Raw genomic sequence first — 15,528 nt, 5'->3', positions numbered from 1 at the left:
CTAGACGCAGCACGCGGTCGTCCTGCCCCCGAGCTGCCCACGCGGCTACGGGGGCATCGCTGTCTCCGGACGCGTGCGCGGCTCCCCTCTCTGACGAAGGAGCACCCTCATGACCCGCATGCTCACCGGCGAGCGCCCGACCGGTCCCCTGCACATCGGCCACCTGTTCGGCACGGTCGCCAACCGCGTCCGCCTGCAGCAGTCCGGCGTCGAGACCTTCCTGGTGCTGGCCGACTACCAGGTGATCACCGACCGGGAGGTGGTGGGTGACGTCGCGAGCAACGTTCGCGAGATCGTCCTCGACTATCTCGCCGCCGGGATCGATCCCGATGCGGCGACGATCTTCACGCACAGCGCCGTGCCCGCCCTGCACCAGCTGATGCTGCCGTTCCTCTCGCTGGTGTCCGTCGCGGAGCTCGAGCGGAACCCGACCGTGAAGCAGGAGCTCGCGGACTCGGGCAGGTCGATGAGCGGGCTGCTGCTCACCTACCCCGTGCACCAGGCGGCCGACATCCTGTTCTGCCACGCCGACGTGGTGCCGGTGGGCAAGGACCAGCTGCCGCACCTGGAGCTGACCCGGACGATCGCGCGGCGGTTCACCCAGCGGTACGGGCCGTGCTTCGGGGAGCCCGAGGCGCTCCTGTCCGAGGCGCCGGTGGTGCTGGGCACCGACGGCCGCAAGATGAGCAAGAGCCGCGGCAACGCCATCGAGCTGCGGGCAACCCCCGACGAGACCGTCCGGGCGATCCGGTCCGCCAAGACCGACACCGACCGGACCATCACCTACGACCCGGCCGCTCGGCCCGAGGTCGCCAACCTGCTGCTGCTCGCGTCGCTGTGCACGGGGGTCGCGCCGGAGGTGATCGCCGACGAGATCGGGTCCGGCGGCGCCGGGCGGCTCAAGGCCGTCGTCGCCGACGCCCTCGTCGAGCACCTCGCTCCCCTGCGCGCCCGTCGTGCGCTGTTCGCGGCCGAGCCCGGCCTGGTGGCCGACATCCTCGCGGCCGGGAACGCCCACGCGAACGAGCTCGCGGACGCCACGATCCGTGACGTCCGCGAGCTCATGGGGATGGACTACACGTGAGCTACCACCTCGCGTTGCGGGCCAGCTCGAGGGCGATGTCCTGGAACCAGGCGCCGGCCGACGGGCCGCCGTTGCAGGTGCCGTCCGACTCCCCGGGCAGCTTGACCCACAGGAGGGCGTCGAGGCCCGACCCGTCGTTGACCAGCGTCGGCTTGTCGCCGAGCGCCCGGCCGCGCGGGTTGCACCACTCGCCGTTGGAGCCGTTGCCGTTGCGGGACGTGTCGATGACGAATTTCTTGCCGCCCAGCTGCTGCGAGATCTGCTGGCCGTACGACTTCGACGCCGCGGTGGTCTGGTAGTTCGACGTGTTGAGCGCGAAGCCCACCGCGTACTCGAAGCCGACCTGGTTGAGCCGGCTGACGGCCGTGCTCACGGGCAGCCACGCCGAGTGGCCGGCGTCGATGTAGACGCGGGCGCCCTTGAGGGTCAGCGACTTGGCCGCGTACCTGAGGAAGCCGACGCGGTCGCCCTGGCCGGTGCAGTCGCCCAGCTGCGCGAGGGCGTCGGGCTCGAGGACCACGTACGGGTTGCCCTGGATCCCCGAGGCGACGGTGTCGATCCACGCCGCGTAGGCGCTCTCGGCGACGCCGCCGCCGGAGTACGAGCCGCAGTCACGGCCGGGGATCGCGTAGATGACCAGGGTCGGGATCTTGCCGGCGGCCTTCGCGCGGCCGGTGTAGTCGGCGACCTCGGCCTTCGAGTGCGCCGCGTCCGCCCAGTTGCCCACCCAGTACGCCTGCGGGGTCAGGGCGATCTTCTCGAGCAGCGCCTTGTCGGTGCCGGTCGCGGTCTGCCACGCCCGGTAGCCCTGCGTGGTCGGGTCGACGTAGAAGCCGCTGGCCGTCGGGGGTGTGGTCACGGTCGGTGTGGGCGTCGGGGTCACGGTCACCGTCGGGGTCGGGGTGGGCGTCGGGGTCGTGGTCGGCCTCGGTGTCGTCGTCGGGGCGGTGCCCGTGCAGGCGGTGCCGTTGACGGTGAACGCCGTGGGCACCGGGTTGGACCCGCTCCACGAGCCATTGAACCCGAAGCTCGTCCTCCCGTTCGTCGCGAGGGTGCCGTTCCACGGGAGGCTCGCGACGGAGACCGCCGAGCCCGTGGTTGTGACGGTGCCGTTCCAGAGCGAGGTGACCTTCTGGCCGGCCCCGAACGACCAGCCGACCGTCCACGCGCTCACGGGGTCACCCAGGTTGGTGATCGCCACGTCGGCGCCGAAGCCGCCCTGCCACTGGTTGGTGATCGTGTAGTCGACCTTGCAGCCGGTCGCGGCCTGCGCGGCGCTCGCGGTGACGGCGGTCAGGCCGGCCACCGCGACGGCCGCGGCGGCGAGCAGCGCGGTGACGCTTCTGCGGGTGGGCATGGGCGGGGATCTCCTCGGGACGGCTCGGGCGCGTGGGGGCGGCTCGGCGTCGACGATGACGCTGCACACCCCGGTCCCGGCGAGGAAACCCGACCGCCGGACGTCCTGGCGAGCGCTCGCACGGGTCCGAATCGTTTAGGCCTCGGAACTGGCTCGTCGATGCGCTTCCGCGCGGGGGCTCGTATCTCCCGCCGGACACGGCCATCCTGGAAGGTGACGCGGCGATGCGCCCTCGACAGCCGGCGCCGTCCGCTCGGGGAGGTCGGCCATGCAGCGACGACGACTGCTCGCGGCCCTGGCGCTCGTCGCCACGCTGGCTGCGTGCTCCGGGCCACCCACAGAGCCCGCTCCCGCCCCGACCTCGGTCACCGGCGCGGACGTCGCCCCCACCAGGGGCACAGGCGAGGTCGAGGCGCCGCAGACGTCGGGAGCCGACCTCCCGGTTCTGACCACGGCCGTCGCCGGGTCCGGCTCCCCCGCCTCCGTCGAGGACGGCGTGGTCTGCGTCTTCTGGAGCTGGGGCGGCGAGGGCGTGCCGGCGCTGGTCGACGGGATGTCGTTCACGATCATCCACGCCGAGGTGCAACCGCCCACCTGGTCCTCCTACGCGGCCGCGTGCACCGGGCAGTCGGGTCGCGCGTGCGTGGGCGCCGTCGTGAGCGCCGACGACACCGGCTGCCTGGCGGGCTTCGCGCGGGATGCCGGACCCGGCGCGCAGGACGGCGCGCAGGCGCTCGTCGGGATGCAGGGCTCGCTCGCGTGCACCGACCCGGCGACGGCCGCCGACTGCGACGAGACCGCTACGGCGCTCAGCAAAGCCCCGGACGTCTCGCCCGACCTCGACCTGGAGAGCTTCGCGGTCACCAACGGGGACGGCTGACATGGCCGCCACCCCGAGCAGCCGCGCGCTGCCCGGGTGGCTCACGCTGGCGACGCAGATCGCCGCGCCCGTCACGCTGGTGACGACGCTGCTCTTCTACTTCGGGTACGTGTTCACGCGGTCGCAGTACGCGTACTTCGGTGTCGACGTCGACACCATCGGGTTCACGCCGCGCGACTACGTGATGCGCAGCCCGCAGCCGTTGCTGGTCCCGCTCCTGGTGCTCACCGTCATGTCCGTGGCGGTCGTCGCGCTGCACGGGCGGATCGACGTCCGGGCGCGCGAGGCCCGGGCGATCGACGGCGGGGACGCTCGCGTGCAGCGCGCGGCGCGCTGGTGGGTGTCGGCCGGCTGCGGGGTGCTGGGCGCCGGGCTGGTGCTGCTCGTCGCCTACGCCTGGTGGGGTGCGTGGCCGTACCTGTCGCTGGTGTCGGCGGGGCTCATCGGGCTCGGCGCCGCGACCTGCGCGCTGACCCTGGGCTACGCCACGACGCGCGCGCCGGGCATCGTCGCCGGCATGTGGGTGCTGGTCGTCGCGGCCGCCTTCTGGGCCGTGTCCATCACCGCCGACTGGTCCGGCCGCGGGCAGGCGCATCAGATGGCCCGGCACCTCGACCAGCTGCCCGCCGTGATCCTCGACAGCCCCGCTGACCTGCACCTGCGCAACACCGTCGGTGCTCCCGAGGACCTGTGCTGGACCACCGGAGACGCGCCCGACCCGGCCTGCGCGGCCCTCACCGAGCAGCCGCGCTACCGATACCGCGGGCTGCGGCTGCTGGTGCAGGGGCCGACCGCGATGTTCCTCGTGCCGTCCGCATGGTCGGCGAGCGCGACGACGCTGCTCGTGCCCCGCGCGGCCGACGTGCGGCTGCAGTTCCAGTTCGTCAACGTGCCGCCCGGCTAGCCGCGGGGCTTGCCCGGGCCGCGCAGGCCACGCTGGTACTGACGCGTCTGCTGCTTCCACCGGCGCTTCTCCTGCGCGGCCAGGTGGGCGTCCGTCCGCCGCGTCTGGTACGCGGCCTCGCGCGCCAGCCGGCGCCAGCTCTCGTACCGACGCACGGGCAGATCCCCGCTGTCCAGCGCCGCCTGGATCGCGCACCCCGGCTCCCCCGCGTGGCGGCAGTCCGCGAACCGGCACGCCAGGGCCAGCTCCGCGACGTCCGCGAACGTGGTGTCCAGCGCGTCCCCGTCCGCGACGACGCCCACGCCGCGGATCCCGGGGGTGTCGATGAGCATCGCGCCGCCCGCCAGCCGGACCAGCTCACGGTGTGTCGTGGTGTGCCGGCCGCGGCCGTCCGACTGTCGCCCTCCGGTGGCCATGACGTCGCGGCCTGCCAGCGCGTTGACCAGCGTCGACTTGCCGGCGCCGGACGGACCGACGACGACAAGAGTCGTCCCAGGGACCAGCAGCCTGCGCAGCGGCTCGAGGCCCTCGCCCGTCGGGACGCTGACCGCGTGCACGTCGACCGCGAGCGCCGCCGCGGCGACCTCCTCGGCCATGCCGGCCGGGTCCGGCACCAGGTCCGCMTTGGTGAGCACGACGACCGGCCGGGCACCCGAGCGCCACGCGAGCGTCAACAGCCGCTCCACGCGGCCCAGCTGCGGCTCCGGGTCGAGGTGCTCGACCACCAGCACCACGTCGATGTTGGCGGCGAGAGCCTGCACGCGGGACGTCCCGCCGGCTGTGTCCCGCACCAGCGCCGTCCGGCGCGGGGCGAGCGTCCGGGCGTGCGGGCCCCCGTCGGTGTCGTCGACCAGCAGCCAGTCGCCGACGGTCGGCGGCAGCCGGTCGCCCCCCTGCGTCGGGACGAGTCCGTCGCGGTCGATCGTCACCCGGCGGGGCGTCGCGGCCGCCATGAGCTCGGGCGCGGACAGCACGAGGACCGCGCCCTTGTCGGCGCGGACCACGCGGACGTGGTCGGGGTGGAGATCGGCTGGCACGCCTCGACGGTAGGACCGGGTCACTGGCAGGCACCACGCAAATACCCACCCGCCGCTCGGCGCGAGCGGCGGGTGGGGCTAGCCGAAGTAGCGCGGCAGCGTCTCCTCGTGGGCGGCGCGGGCCTCGGTCAGGGGCAGCGTGAACAGGCCCTGGACCTCGACGGCCGGGCCGTGGACGTGGTCGGACTCGTCGACCGGGGTGCCGGCGCCCGGCGAGCAGGACTCGGCCGTCTCGCCGAGGCGCAGGGTCGGGACGCCGCGCGCGGTACAGAGGTCGACCAGGCGGACCTCCTCCGACCGCGGGACCGCAACCAGCACGCGGGCCGTCGACTCAGAGAACAGGGCCTCGAACGGGGTGACGCCGTCGCGCTCGCAGATGGGGCCGAGCGACACCTGGACGCCCACGCCGTAGCGCAGGCTCGACTCGATGAGCGCCTGGACGAGCCCACCCTCCGAGAGGTCGTGCGCGGCGTCGACCAGCTCGTCGCGGCTGGCCCGCGTGAGGACCTCGGCCAGCCGGCGCTCGGCGGCCAGGTCCACGGCCGGCGGGAGGCCGCCGAGGTGCCCGTGCACCACGTCGGCCCAGGCGGACCCGTCGAGCTCGGCGCGCGTGGTGCCCAGCAGGTAGACGGCCTGGCCGGGGGCGGTCCAGCCCGACGGGGTCGCGTCGGCGACGTCGTCGAGCACGCCCAGCACGCCGACCACGGGGGTCGGGTGGATGGCGGAGTCGATGAGGCCGGGCTCGCCGGTGCCGTTGTAGAGCGACACGTTGCCGCCGGTCACGGGCACCTCGAGCACCTGGCAGGCGTCGGCCAGGCCGCGGATCGCCTCGACCAGCTGCCACATGGAGTCGGGGTGCTCGGGGCTGCCGAAGTTGAGGCAGTCCGTCACCGCGAGCGGGCGGGCGCCCGTCGTCGCGACGTTGCGGTACGCCTCCGCGAGGGCCAGCTGCGCGCCCGTGTACGGGTCGAGCTTGGCGTAGCGGCCGTTGGCGTCGGTGGCCAGGGCGACGCCCAGGCCGGTCGTCTCGTCGACGCGGATGACGCCCGAGTCGTCCGGCTGCGCCAGCGCGGTGTTGCCCTGCACGAAGCGGTCGTACTGGTTGGTCACCCACGCCTTCGAGGCCAGGTTGGGGCTCGCCAGCAGCTGCAGCGCGGCGGCACGGATCTCGGCGTTCGTCGACGGCTTCGCCAGCGCGGCCGAGGTGTCGGAATTCAGCCCGTCCTGCCAGGCCGGCCGCGCGTACGGGCGGTCGTAGACCGGGCCCTCGTGCGCGACCGTCTTCGGGTCGACGTCGACGATCCGCAGGCCGTGGTGGTCGATCGTCAGGCGGCCGGTGCCGGTCACTTCGCCGATCACGGCCGTCTCGACGTCCCACTTGCCGGTGATGGCCAGGAACGCGTCGAGCTGGTCGGGCCGGACCACGGCCATCATCCGCTCCTGCGACTCCGACATGAGGATCTCGCCGGCCGTGAGCGTTGGGTCGCGCAGCAGCACGTTCTCCAGGTCGACGTGCATGCCGCCGTCGCCGTTCGAGGCCAGCTCGCTGGTCGCGCAGGAGATGCCGGCGGCGCCGAGGTCCTGGATGCCCTCGACCACGCGCGCGGCGTAGAGCTCGAGGCAGCACTCGATGAGCACCTTCTCCATGAAGGGGTCGCCCACCTGCACCGACGGGCGCTTGGAGGGCTTGGCGTCGTCGAACGTCTCGCTGGCGAGGATCGAGGCTCCGCCGATGCCGTCGCCACCGGTCCGGGCGCCGAACAGGACGACCTTGTTGCCCGCGCCGGACGCGTTGGCCAGATGGATGTCCTCGTGCCGCAGCACGCCGAGGCACAGCGCATTGACCAGCGGGTTGCCCTGGTAGGACGCGTCGAAGACGAGCTCGCCGCCGATGTTCGGCAGGCCGAGCGAGTTGCCGTAGCCGCCGACTCCGGACACCACGCCGTGCACCACGCGCGCGGTGTCGGGGTGGTCGACCGCGCCGAACCGCAGCTGGTCCATGACGGCGACCGGGCGCGCGCCCATCGAGATGATGTCGCGCACGATGCCGCCGACGCCCGTGGCCGCGCCCTGGTACGGCTCGACGTAGGACGGGTGGTTGTGCGACTCGACCTTGAAGGTCACCGCCCAGCCGTCACCGATGTCGACGACGCCCGCGTTCTCGCCGATGCCGACGAGCAGGTGCTCCTTCATGGCGTCGGTGGTCTTGTCGCCGAACTGGCGCAGGTGGTTCTTGCTCGACTTGTACGAGCAGTGCTCCGACCACATGACCGAGTACATCGCGAGCTCGGCGGCCGTGGGGCGGCGCTCGAGGATGTCGCGGATGCGCTGGTACTCGTCCGGCTTGAGGCCCAGCTCGGCGAACGGCTGCTCCTGGTCGGGGGTCGCGGCGGCGACGTCGACGGTGTCGGTCTGGGGGGCGCGCGCAGGTGCGGTGGTCATCGATTCCCTCGGTGGAGACCCGTGGCTCTGCGCCACCATCACGGCAGCGCGGCCGACGTCGGCAGACGTGGCCCAGGATACCGGGGCGCGGAGGTGGCCCGGCGCAGCGTCCAGGACCCGCCGCGGCCCGGTTCCGACGAGCAATCCGGACCAGTTACTTGGGCTCACGCTCCCGGGCAACCAGCTCCTGGCCGCTCGCGGCTCACCCCGGGCGCGGTGGTCGCCCGCAGCGACCCGCATGCCGACCCGGCCGTCGTGTCACCGTCGGAGTGCGTCTGGCTCCGCTGACGCGCGGTGATCGCCTACGGTGGCCGTGACCAGGAGGAGGACCGCCGTGCCTGACGACCTCGCCGCGCACCGGTGGCGATGACCCCGCTCCGGTCCGCGCTCGCGACCGCCGCGGTGCTGCTCGCCCTCGCCGGCTGCTCCCCCGCCCCGACCACGCCAGCCCCCACGCCTACGGCGACGCCCACCCCCACGGCCACCGCGGACCCGGACGACCCGGCGACGATCCGCGCGACCGGCGTGCCGCTCTCGTCGGGAACCGTGACGGTCGTGATCGCGGCCCCGGCCGCCCAGGCGGTCCCGCAGGACGACGGCTCCGCCCGGCTGAGCGTGCCCGGGGGCGACGCCCGGCTGGCCGCGCCCGAGGGCATGACCCTCACGGCCCTCTCCGACGGCACCGGCGCGGTCCGCGACAACGCCGGCATGTTCGTCGCCGGCGTGAGCACCGAGCCGTGGGGCACGGAGCTCGAGCAGGTGAGCCCCGAGGTGGTCCGGCTCGCCACGGCGGGTGCCACGCCCGGCCCGGTGGACCTCTGGCTCGCCTCCGTCGCGGTCGAGAGCGCCGTCTGGGGCGAGGCCGAGGGCGGCCGCTCACTGGCTGTCACGCCCAGCGCCTGGGCACGGGAGCGGAGCCGCGCGGCGCAGGAGGGGCTCTGGGCGCAGGTCGTCGCGCAGGCTCCGGACGCCGACACCCCCGGCATGCAGGCCCAGCTCGAGTGCCACGAGCTCGGCGCACCGGACAAGGCCACGTGGAACCTCGAGCCGTGGCGGTCGGTGGTCGACCCGCTCGAGATGATCGCGGCGCGCTGCAACCCGTCCTGACGAGGCCCGGCCCGCCTCCCCGCGGGTTGCGGGGCGACGGGCCGGGTCCGGTCTGCGCGCCGGATAGGCGCGCGGCTCGTGGGTCAGCGCTGGTGCTTCTCCGGGACGGGGGCGTCACCGGACGCGCGCTGCGCCCGGTAGTAGGCGCGGGCCTCGTCCTGCCGGGCCTGCTCCGCGCCCGACGCAATGGGCGCACGCAGGTGGGCCTGCTCGTAGCCGAACGCGTCGACCAGGCTCTGCGCGTGCGGACGCAGCCGCGCCAGCAGGCGGTCGATGTACGACGTCACCGTGCGGGCCCGACCGGCGGACAACCGGCCGTTGAGCAGGTACCAGGTGAGGTGCCGCTCGACGAGCGTGAGGCCGAACAGGTCGCGGACCCAGGTGAGGATCTGGCGCGTGCCCGGGTCGGTGACCCGCTCGAGCGCCGCGGTGAACGACTCCCACTGGACCAGCTCGGCGTGCGCGCGGGCCGCCTCGACCAGCTCGTGTTGGTGCGCGTTGAACAGCGCCGCGGCGGTGGCCGGGTCGGCCTTCTGGGCCGGGCGCAGGGCCTGCGCGATCTCCGCGACCATGGTCTCGACCCGGTCCACCAGCAGCTCGCGCTGGGTGGCCGTCTCGCGCAGCTGGCCGGCCGAGCGGCGGGGGTCGCCCACGTCGGCGATCGTCTGCACGGCGCGGTGCAGCGGCGTGCGGTAGCGGGCGGCGTCGGACGCGCGCTCGGCCACCATGCGGGCGACCTTCGTCGCGTCCAGGTGCTTGAAGTGCGCCGCGTAGTCGGCGAGCAGGCGCTTGCCGACGAGCTGCAGCAGGACCGTGTTGTCGCCCTCGAACGTCGCGTAGACGTCCATGTCGGCGCGCAGCCCCGTGAGCCGGTTCTCGGCCAGGAACCCGGCGCCGCCGCACGCCTCGCGGGCGACCTGCAGCGTGGTCAGCGCGTGCCAGGTCGAGGCCGGCTTGAGTGCCGCGGCGAGCGTCTCGAGGTCCTCGCGGGTCTCGGTGGTGTCGTTGCGGCCGGAGAACACGTCGTCGAACGCGGCGAGCAGGTCCTCGTGCGCGAACCCGGCGGCGTACGTCTCCGCGAGCAGCGGCAGCAGGCGGCGCTGGTGCTCGGCGTAGTCGAGGATCACGACCTCCTCGGTGGGCGAGGCGGCGTTGAACTGGCGGCGCTGGTTCCCGTAGGTGATCGCGATGGTCAGGCCCACGCGCGCGGCCGTCACCGCGGCGCCGTCCAGCGAGACGCGGCCCTGCACCAGGGTGCCGAGCATCGTGAAGAAGCGGCGGCCCGGGCTCGCGATGGGCGACGAGTAGGTGCCGTCCTCGGCGACGTCGCCGTACCGGTTGAGCAGGTTGGTGCGCGGGATGCGGACGTGGTCGAACCACAGCCGGCCGTTGTCGATGCCGTTGAGGCCGCCCTTGAGCCCGTCGTCCTCGCCGCCGACGCCCGGCAGGAACTCGAGCGCGTCCTCGTCGCGGATCGGCACGTAGAACGCGTGCACCCCGTGGTCCACGCCCGCGGTGATCAGCCGCGCGAACACGGCCGCCGCCGTGCCGTGCTGGCCGGCGTTGCCCAGGTAGTCCTTCCACGCCGCGCGGAACGGCGTGTGGATGACGAACTCCTGCGTCTCCGGGTCGTACGTGGCGGTCGTGCCGATGGCGGCGACGTCCGAGCCGTGGCCCGTCTCCGTCATCGCGAAGGCGCCCGGCACCTTGACCGACAGGGCGTCGGCCAGGAACTCGTCGTGGTTGCGCTCGGTGCCCAGGTGGTAGATGGCCGACGCGAACAGGCCCCACTGCACGCCCGACTTGATCTGCAGCGACGGGTCCGCGTGCGTGAGCTCCTCGAACCGCGCGAGGAAGCCGCCGTGGTCCTCGGCGCCACCGAACCGCTCGGGGAACGAGCGGTGCACGTCGCCCTCGGTCGCCAGCAGCCGCAGCTGACCGAGGACCCGCTCGCGGTGGTCCGCCAGCGACTGGCCCTCGATGCGGTGGAACCGCTCGTCGGCCAACAGCTTGCGGGCCGCGAGGCGCAGCTCCGGGTAGTGCCCCAGGAGCACCCGGTGCAGATGCTCGATGTCGACGTTGGTGACGTCGGCGTCGAGCCGCGGGTCCCCGGAGTCGGGTGCCTCGACCGTGGGGCGGGGGGCGGTGGTGGTCATCGAGAGTCCTCCGGGGCGATCGTGTGGTCAGGGGTGGTGCGGTGACGGTCACGGGCCAGCAGCCCGACGGGTCCGGCCCAGAGCCAGGCGGCGACCTGGGCGGTGATCTCCTCGCGGTCCGGGCTGCCGGGCTCGTCGCGGTGGGCCAGCCACCACTCGCCGGAACCGCGCACGAAGCCGACGGCGCCGGCGGCCCAGGACTCGGCCAGGGCGACGCGGGCCTGCAGGGCCGTGTCCTCGGGGTGCGCCCCCTCGGACGCCTCGGGCCGGCGTGCGGTCCGCCGGCCGTCGTGCTCCTCGGTGAGGCCGCGGGCGAACGGGGCGGCGACCATCGCGGTCACCGAGTCGAGGAAGTGCCCGAGCGGCCCGCCGGACTCGACCGACCCGTTGCGGGTCACGAACGCGTAGACGTTGGGCGACGACTCGATCATCTCGAGGTACACCGCGACCATGGCCCGCAGGCCGTCCCGCGGGGTCGGTGCGATCCGCAGGACGCCCTCGAGCGCCCCCTGGATCTGCAGCACGACGGCCTCGGCGACAGCGATCTGCAGGCCCGTCTTGTCGGCGAAGTAGCGGTAGACGATCGACTTCGAGGTCCCCGCGGCGGCCGCGATCTCCTCCATGGAGACGTCGGGGCCCTTGTGGTGGACGGTGCGCCGGGCGATGCGGACCAGCTCGGCGCGACGGGCCTCGCGGTGGTCGGCCCAGCGGGTGGAGCGGCCGTCGGCGGCGAAGGCGTCCTCGGGGGGTCGGCGGACGGTCGGGGGTACGGGAAGCGCCGGTCGCGCACGACCGGCGTCGGAGTTCAGCAGCGTGAGGGCCCTCGTCGTCGACGGGCCCGGTGTGACAGGGCTCACGAGACCGAAGGTATCAGGTACTGTGGGTTTCGGACACAACGTCATCTCGAGCGCACCCAGCTCGACACCTCCCTGCGCTCGACGACGATGCGAGAGGAACGCGCCCATGGCCGACAACACCCCGACCCCCGTACCCACCACCCCCGAGGTGCGCCGCGCCTACGTCCTGGGCGGGAACCGGATCCCCTTCGCCCGCGCCGGCGGACCGTACGTGCGGGCGAGCAACCAGGACATGCTGACCGCCGCCATCGACGGGCTCGTCGCCCGCTTCGGGCTGCAGGGCGAGCGCATCGGCGAGGTCGCCGCCGGCGCCGTGCTCAAGCACAGCAAGGACTTCAACCTCACGCGCGAGGCCGTCCTCGGCTCGGCGCTGTCGGCCGAGACCCCCGCGTACGACGTCCAGCAGGCCTGCGCCACGGGCCTCGAGACCGTCGTCTCGCTGAGCAACAAGATCCGCCTCGGCCAGCTCGAGTCCGCCATCGCGGGCGGCGTCGACAGCACGTCCGACGCCCCCATCGCCGTGAGCAACCGCCTGCGCCGCGCGCTGCTCGATCTGTCGCGGGCCCGCACCGCGAAGCAGAAGCTCGCGGCGATCGCGCAGATCCGGCCGAAGGACCTCGCGCCGTCGGCCCCGACCACGGGCGAGCCCCGCACGCACCTGTCGATGGGCGAGCACCAGGCGCTGACCACGGCGAAGTGGGAGATCACGCACGCCGCGCAGGACGAGATCGCGCTGGCCAGCCACCAGAACCTGGCCGCCGCCTACGACTCCGGGTTCTTCGACGACCTGGTCACGCCGTTCCGCGGGCTGACCCGCGACGCCAACCTGCGCGCCGACTCCTCGCTCGAGAAGCTGGCCAAGCTCAAGCCGGCCTTCGGCCTCACGCTCGACACCCCCGCGACGATGACGGCGGGCAACTCGACGCCGCTGTCCGACGGCGCGTCGGCGGTGCTGCTCGGCTCCGCGGACTGGGCCGCGTCGCACGACCTCGTCCCGCTCGCCTGGGTGGTCGACGCCGAGGCCGGTGCGGTCGACTTCGTGCACGGCGACGACGGGCTGCTCATGGCCCCGGCGTTCGCTGTGCCGCGCCTGCTCGCCCGCCAAGGGCTCACGCTGGCCGACCTCGACCTCATCGAGATCCACGAGGCCTTCGCGGCGACTGTGCTCACCACGCTGGCGGCGTGGGAGTCGGAGGAGTTCGGGCGCACGCGGCTCGGGCTCGACGGGGCGTTCGGCACCGTGGACCGGGCGAAGCTCAACGTGCACGGCTCGTCGCTGGCCGCCGGGCACCCGTTCGCCGCGACCGGCGGGCGGATCATCGCGACCGTCAGCAAGGAGCTGCACCGACGCAAGGTGGCTTTCGGGTCCGACGCACCGGTCCGCGCGCTCGTGTCCGTCTGCGCGGCCGGCGGGCTGGGCCTCACCGCGATCCTCGAGGCGGCCTGACCATGAGCGACACCTACCTCAACCTGGTCAACAGCGGGTTCACCAAGAAGATCGCGCAACAGCTCGGGCTCCCACAGCCCGCGCCCCTGCGGCGCTACGAGCCCGGACAGCCGCTGGTCGCCGGGGCCGTGCTGGTGCTCGGCCGCGGGCCCGAGTCCGAGGTGCTGTCCGGTGTCCTGGCGCACGACTGGGACCTCGACGTGCACCGGAACGCCACGCCCGGCACCCGGTACGCCGCGGTGGTCCTCGCGCTCACCGAGCTGACGCACCCCGACCAGCTGGCGGAGCCGGTGATGGCCGCCGGCGCCGTGCTCAAGTCGCTGCCCCGCGGCGCTCGCGTGGTCACCGTCTCGCGCGCCGCGGGTTCCGACGACGCCCCGGCGGTCGCGGCCGCGCGGCAGGGCGTCGACGGTCTGCTGAGGTCGCTGGCCAAGGAGCTACGCGGCGGGTCCACCGGCAACGGCGTGGTGCTCGACGACGGTGTGGCGGTCACGGCCCCGTCGGTGCTCGGCGCCTTGCGGTTCTTCCTGTCGACCAAGTCCGCGTTCGTCGACGGTCAGCTGCTTGCCGTCGACTCCGCCGCCGGTGCGCTCCCCGAGGACTGGGAGAAGCCGCTGGCGGGTCGGGTCGCCGTCGTCACCGGCGCCGCTCGCGGCATCGGCGCCTCGATCGCCGACACCCTCGCCCGCGACGGCGCCACCGTCATCGCGGTCGACGTGCCGGCGGCCGGCGAGCAGCTGGTCGCGGTCGCCAACCGCGTGCGCGGCACGGCACTCCAGCTCGACGTCACGGCGGCGGACGCCGGCGAGCGGCTGCTGGAGCACGCGCTGCAGCGGCACGGGCGGCTGGACATCGTCGTGCACAACGCCGGCATCACGCGCGACAAGCTGCTGGCCAACATGTCCTCGGACAAGTGGGACTCGGTGCTCACCGTGAACATCGCGTCACAGCTGCGGATCAACGAGGCGCTGCTGACGTCCGGCGACTTCACGGACGCCCCGCGGATCGTGTCGCTGGCGTCGACGTCGGGCATCGCCGGCAACCGCGGCCAGACCAACTACGCGGCGTCCAAGGGCGGCGTCATCGGCATGGTCCGCGCGACCGCGCCCCTGCTCGCGGCCTTCGGCGGCACCGCCAATGCGGTGGCCCCCGGGTTCATCGAGACCGAGATGACCGCGCGCATCCCCGCCGTCACGCGGCAGGTGGCGCGCCGGCTGAACTCGCTGCAGCAGGGCGGTCAGCCGGTCGACGTCGCCGAGACCGTGGCGTTCCTGGCCTCCCCCGCCGCCGGTGGCGTGGTCGGGCGCGTGCTGCGCGTGTGCGGGCAGAACATGGTGGGCCAGTGACGACCGTCGTCCTGCCCGAGGTACCGGGGCTCGGCGGGCTGTACGCCCGCGGGGCCGGGCTCGCCGTGGCCCGCCGGGTGCGCTCCGGGCCGTCGGTCCTGCCCGGCGTCTCGTACGTCGTCCGCGGGGTACGGGCGTCGTCCGAGCGCCTGACGGAGTACCAGCACCTGCTGGGCGAGTCAGCCTCCGACCAGCTTCCCGCCGGCTTCGTGCACGTGCTGGCGTTCCCGGTGGCCACGGCACTCATGGCCCGGTCCGACTTCCCGCTGCCGCTCGTCGGCCTGGTGCATGTGGCCAACCGGGTCTCGCAGCTGCGCCCGCTGTCCTTGTCCGACGTGCTGGAGATCCGCGCGTCCGCCGCCGACCTCCGGCCGCACCGGTCCGGCACGCAGGTCGACCTGGTCACCGAGGTCTCGGTCGACGGCACGCTCGCGTGGCGCGGGGTGTCCACCTACCTGGCGCGCGGGGTGCACCTGGAGGGTTCGGCTGCCGACGACGACGCCCCGACCTTCGTCCCGCTGACGCCCACCGGCCGCTGGACGCTCGACGGCGACATCGGCCGGCGCTACGCGGCGGTGTCAGGCGACCGCAACCCGATCCACCTGTCGGCGCTGTCGGCCAAGGCCCTCGGGTTCCCCCGGGCCATCGCGCACGGCATGTACACGGCCTCGCGCGCTCTCGCCGACGTGGGCGCGGGCCGCGGCGACGCGTTCGACTGGTCCGTCGACTTCGTGAAGCCCGTGCTCCTGCCCGGGACGGTGACCGTGCGGATCGCGCGGTCACGGTCCGACGGGTTCACGTTCGCCGGCTGGGACGCCCGCTCGGGCAAGCCGCACCTGACGGGAACGGTCACGCCTCTGGCCTGAAGGACTCTGCAGGATCCGGGCTCGCCGCGCCGGATCCTGCAGAGT

General features: G+C 73.8%; 12 protein-coding genes. 7 read left to right on the top strand and 5 right to left on the bottom strand.

Annotation, left to right across the window (positions count from 1 at the left end; translation table 11 throughout):
- Positions 1 to 109: 109 nt before the first annotated feature.
- Entirely contained in the window at positions 110 to 1,084 is a 975-nt protein-coding gene (gene trpS, locus AC1DYZ_RS00850; protein WP_477063339.1) for a tryptophan--tRNA ligase, read from the top strand.
- A 1-nt stretch (position 1,085) separates the two neighbouring features.
- On the opposite strand, the gene AC1DYZ_RS00845 is transcribed toward trpS, so the two are convergent.
- Positions 1,086 to 2,441: a glycoside hydrolase family 6 protein gene (locus AC1DYZ_RS00845; protein WP_477063338.1), complete on the bottom strand. Its 1,356-nt coding sequence runs from the start codon at positions 2,439 to 2,441 to the stop codon at positions 1,086 to 1,088.
- Between the two features lie 268 nt (positions 2,442 to 2,709).
- Here AC1DYZ_RS00845 and AC1DYZ_RS00840 point away from each other — a divergent pair, with 268 nt between their 5' ends.
- Together AC1DYZ_RS00840 and AC1DYZ_RS00835 are read left to right on the top strand one after the other, a co-directional pair.
- A complete protein-coding gene (locus AC1DYZ_RS00840) occupies positions 2,710 to 3,321 on the top strand; it encodes a hypothetical protein (RefSeq protein ID WP_477063337.1) in 612 nt (203 codons plus the stop codon).
- Position 3,322: 1 nt separating this feature from the next.
- The gene (locus AC1DYZ_RS00835) at positions 3,323 to 4,225 is read left to right on the top strand and encodes a hypothetical protein (protein ID WP_477063336.1); all 903 of its coding nucleotides are present in this window, start codon (positions 3,323 to 3,325) and stop codon (positions 4,223 to 4,225) included.
- On the opposite strand, the gene rsgA is transcribed toward AC1DYZ_RS00835, so the two are convergent.
- Positions 4,222 to 5,262 (bottom strand): ribosome small subunit-dependent GTPase A, encoded by a 1,041-nt coding sequence (gene rsgA, locus AC1DYZ_RS00830; RefSeq protein WP_477063335.1) that lies wholly within the window; start codon positions 5,260 to 5,262, stop codon positions 4,222 to 4,224. The two genes, AC1DYZ_RS00835 and rsgA, sit on opposite strands and share 4 nt — an antisense overlap.
- A gap of 78 nt (positions 5,263 to 5,340) precedes the next feature.
- Positions 5,341 to 7,704: a phosphoribosylformylglycinamidine synthase subunit PurL gene (gene purL, locus AC1DYZ_RS00825; protein ID WP_477063334.1), complete on the bottom strand. Its 2,364-nt coding sequence runs from the start codon at positions 7,702 to 7,704 to the stop codon at positions 5,341 to 5,343.
- Between the two features lie 366 nt (positions 7,705 to 8,070).
- On the opposite strand from purL, the gene AC1DYZ_RS00820 reads away from it, so the two are divergent.
- Complete coding sequence (locus tag AC1DYZ_RS00820; protein ID WP_477063333.1) at positions 8,071 to 8,811, top strand: DUF2599 domain-containing protein; 741 nt, start codon at positions 8,071 to 8,073, stop codon at positions 8,809 to 8,811.
- 83 nt (positions 8,812 to 8,894) lie between these two features.
- Here the strand turns inward: AC1DYZ_RS00820 and AC1DYZ_RS00815 are convergent, their stop codons facing one another.
- Together AC1DYZ_RS00815 and AC1DYZ_RS00810 are read right to left on the bottom strand one after the other, a co-directional pair.
- Positions 8,895 to 10,967, bottom strand: a complete 2,073-nt coding sequence (locus tag AC1DYZ_RS00815) for an acyl-CoA dehydrogenase family protein (protein WP_477063332.1) — start codon at positions 10,965 to 10,967, stop codon at positions 8,895 to 8,897.
- On the bottom strand, positions 10,964 to 11,824 hold the full coding sequence (locus tag AC1DYZ_RS00810) for a TetR family transcriptional regulator (protein WP_477063331.1): 861 nt from the start codon (positions 11,822 to 11,824) through the stop codon (positions 10,964 to 10,966). Before AC1DYZ_RS00810 ends, AC1DYZ_RS00815 begins: the two co-directional genes overlap by 4 nt.
- A 106-nt stretch (positions 11,825 to 11,930) precedes the next feature.
- On the opposite strand from AC1DYZ_RS00810, the gene AC1DYZ_RS00805 reads away from it, so the two are divergent.
- The 3 genes from AC1DYZ_RS00805 to AC1DYZ_RS00795 are packed head-to-tail and all read left to right on the top strand — an operon-like array spanning position 11,931 to position 15,483.
- Positions 11,931 to 13,271, top strand: a complete 1,341-nt coding sequence (locus AC1DYZ_RS00805; protein WP_477063330.1) for an acetyl-CoA C-acetyltransferase — start codon at positions 11,931 to 11,933, stop codon at positions 13,269 to 13,271.
- Between the two features lie 2 nt (positions 13,272 to 13,273).
- Complete coding sequence (locus tag AC1DYZ_RS00800; RefSeq protein ID WP_477063329.1) at positions 13,274 to 14,617, top strand: 3-oxoacyl-ACP reductase; 1,344 nt, start codon at positions 13,274 to 13,276, stop codon at positions 14,615 to 14,617.
- A complete protein-coding gene (locus tag AC1DYZ_RS00795; protein ID WP_477063328.1) occupies positions 14,614 to 15,483 on the top strand; it encodes a MaoC family dehydratase in 870 nt (289 codons plus the stop codon). Before AC1DYZ_RS00800 ends, AC1DYZ_RS00795 begins: the two co-directional genes overlap by 4 nt.
- The last annotated feature ends 45 nt before the right edge of the window (positions 15,484 to 15,528 follow it).

Source organism: Cellulomonas sp. P1_C4, assembly GCF_056406355.1.
The sequence above is the reverse complement of the archived record's forward strand: the minus strand, read 5'-3'. Positions and strand labels throughout refer to the sequence as shown.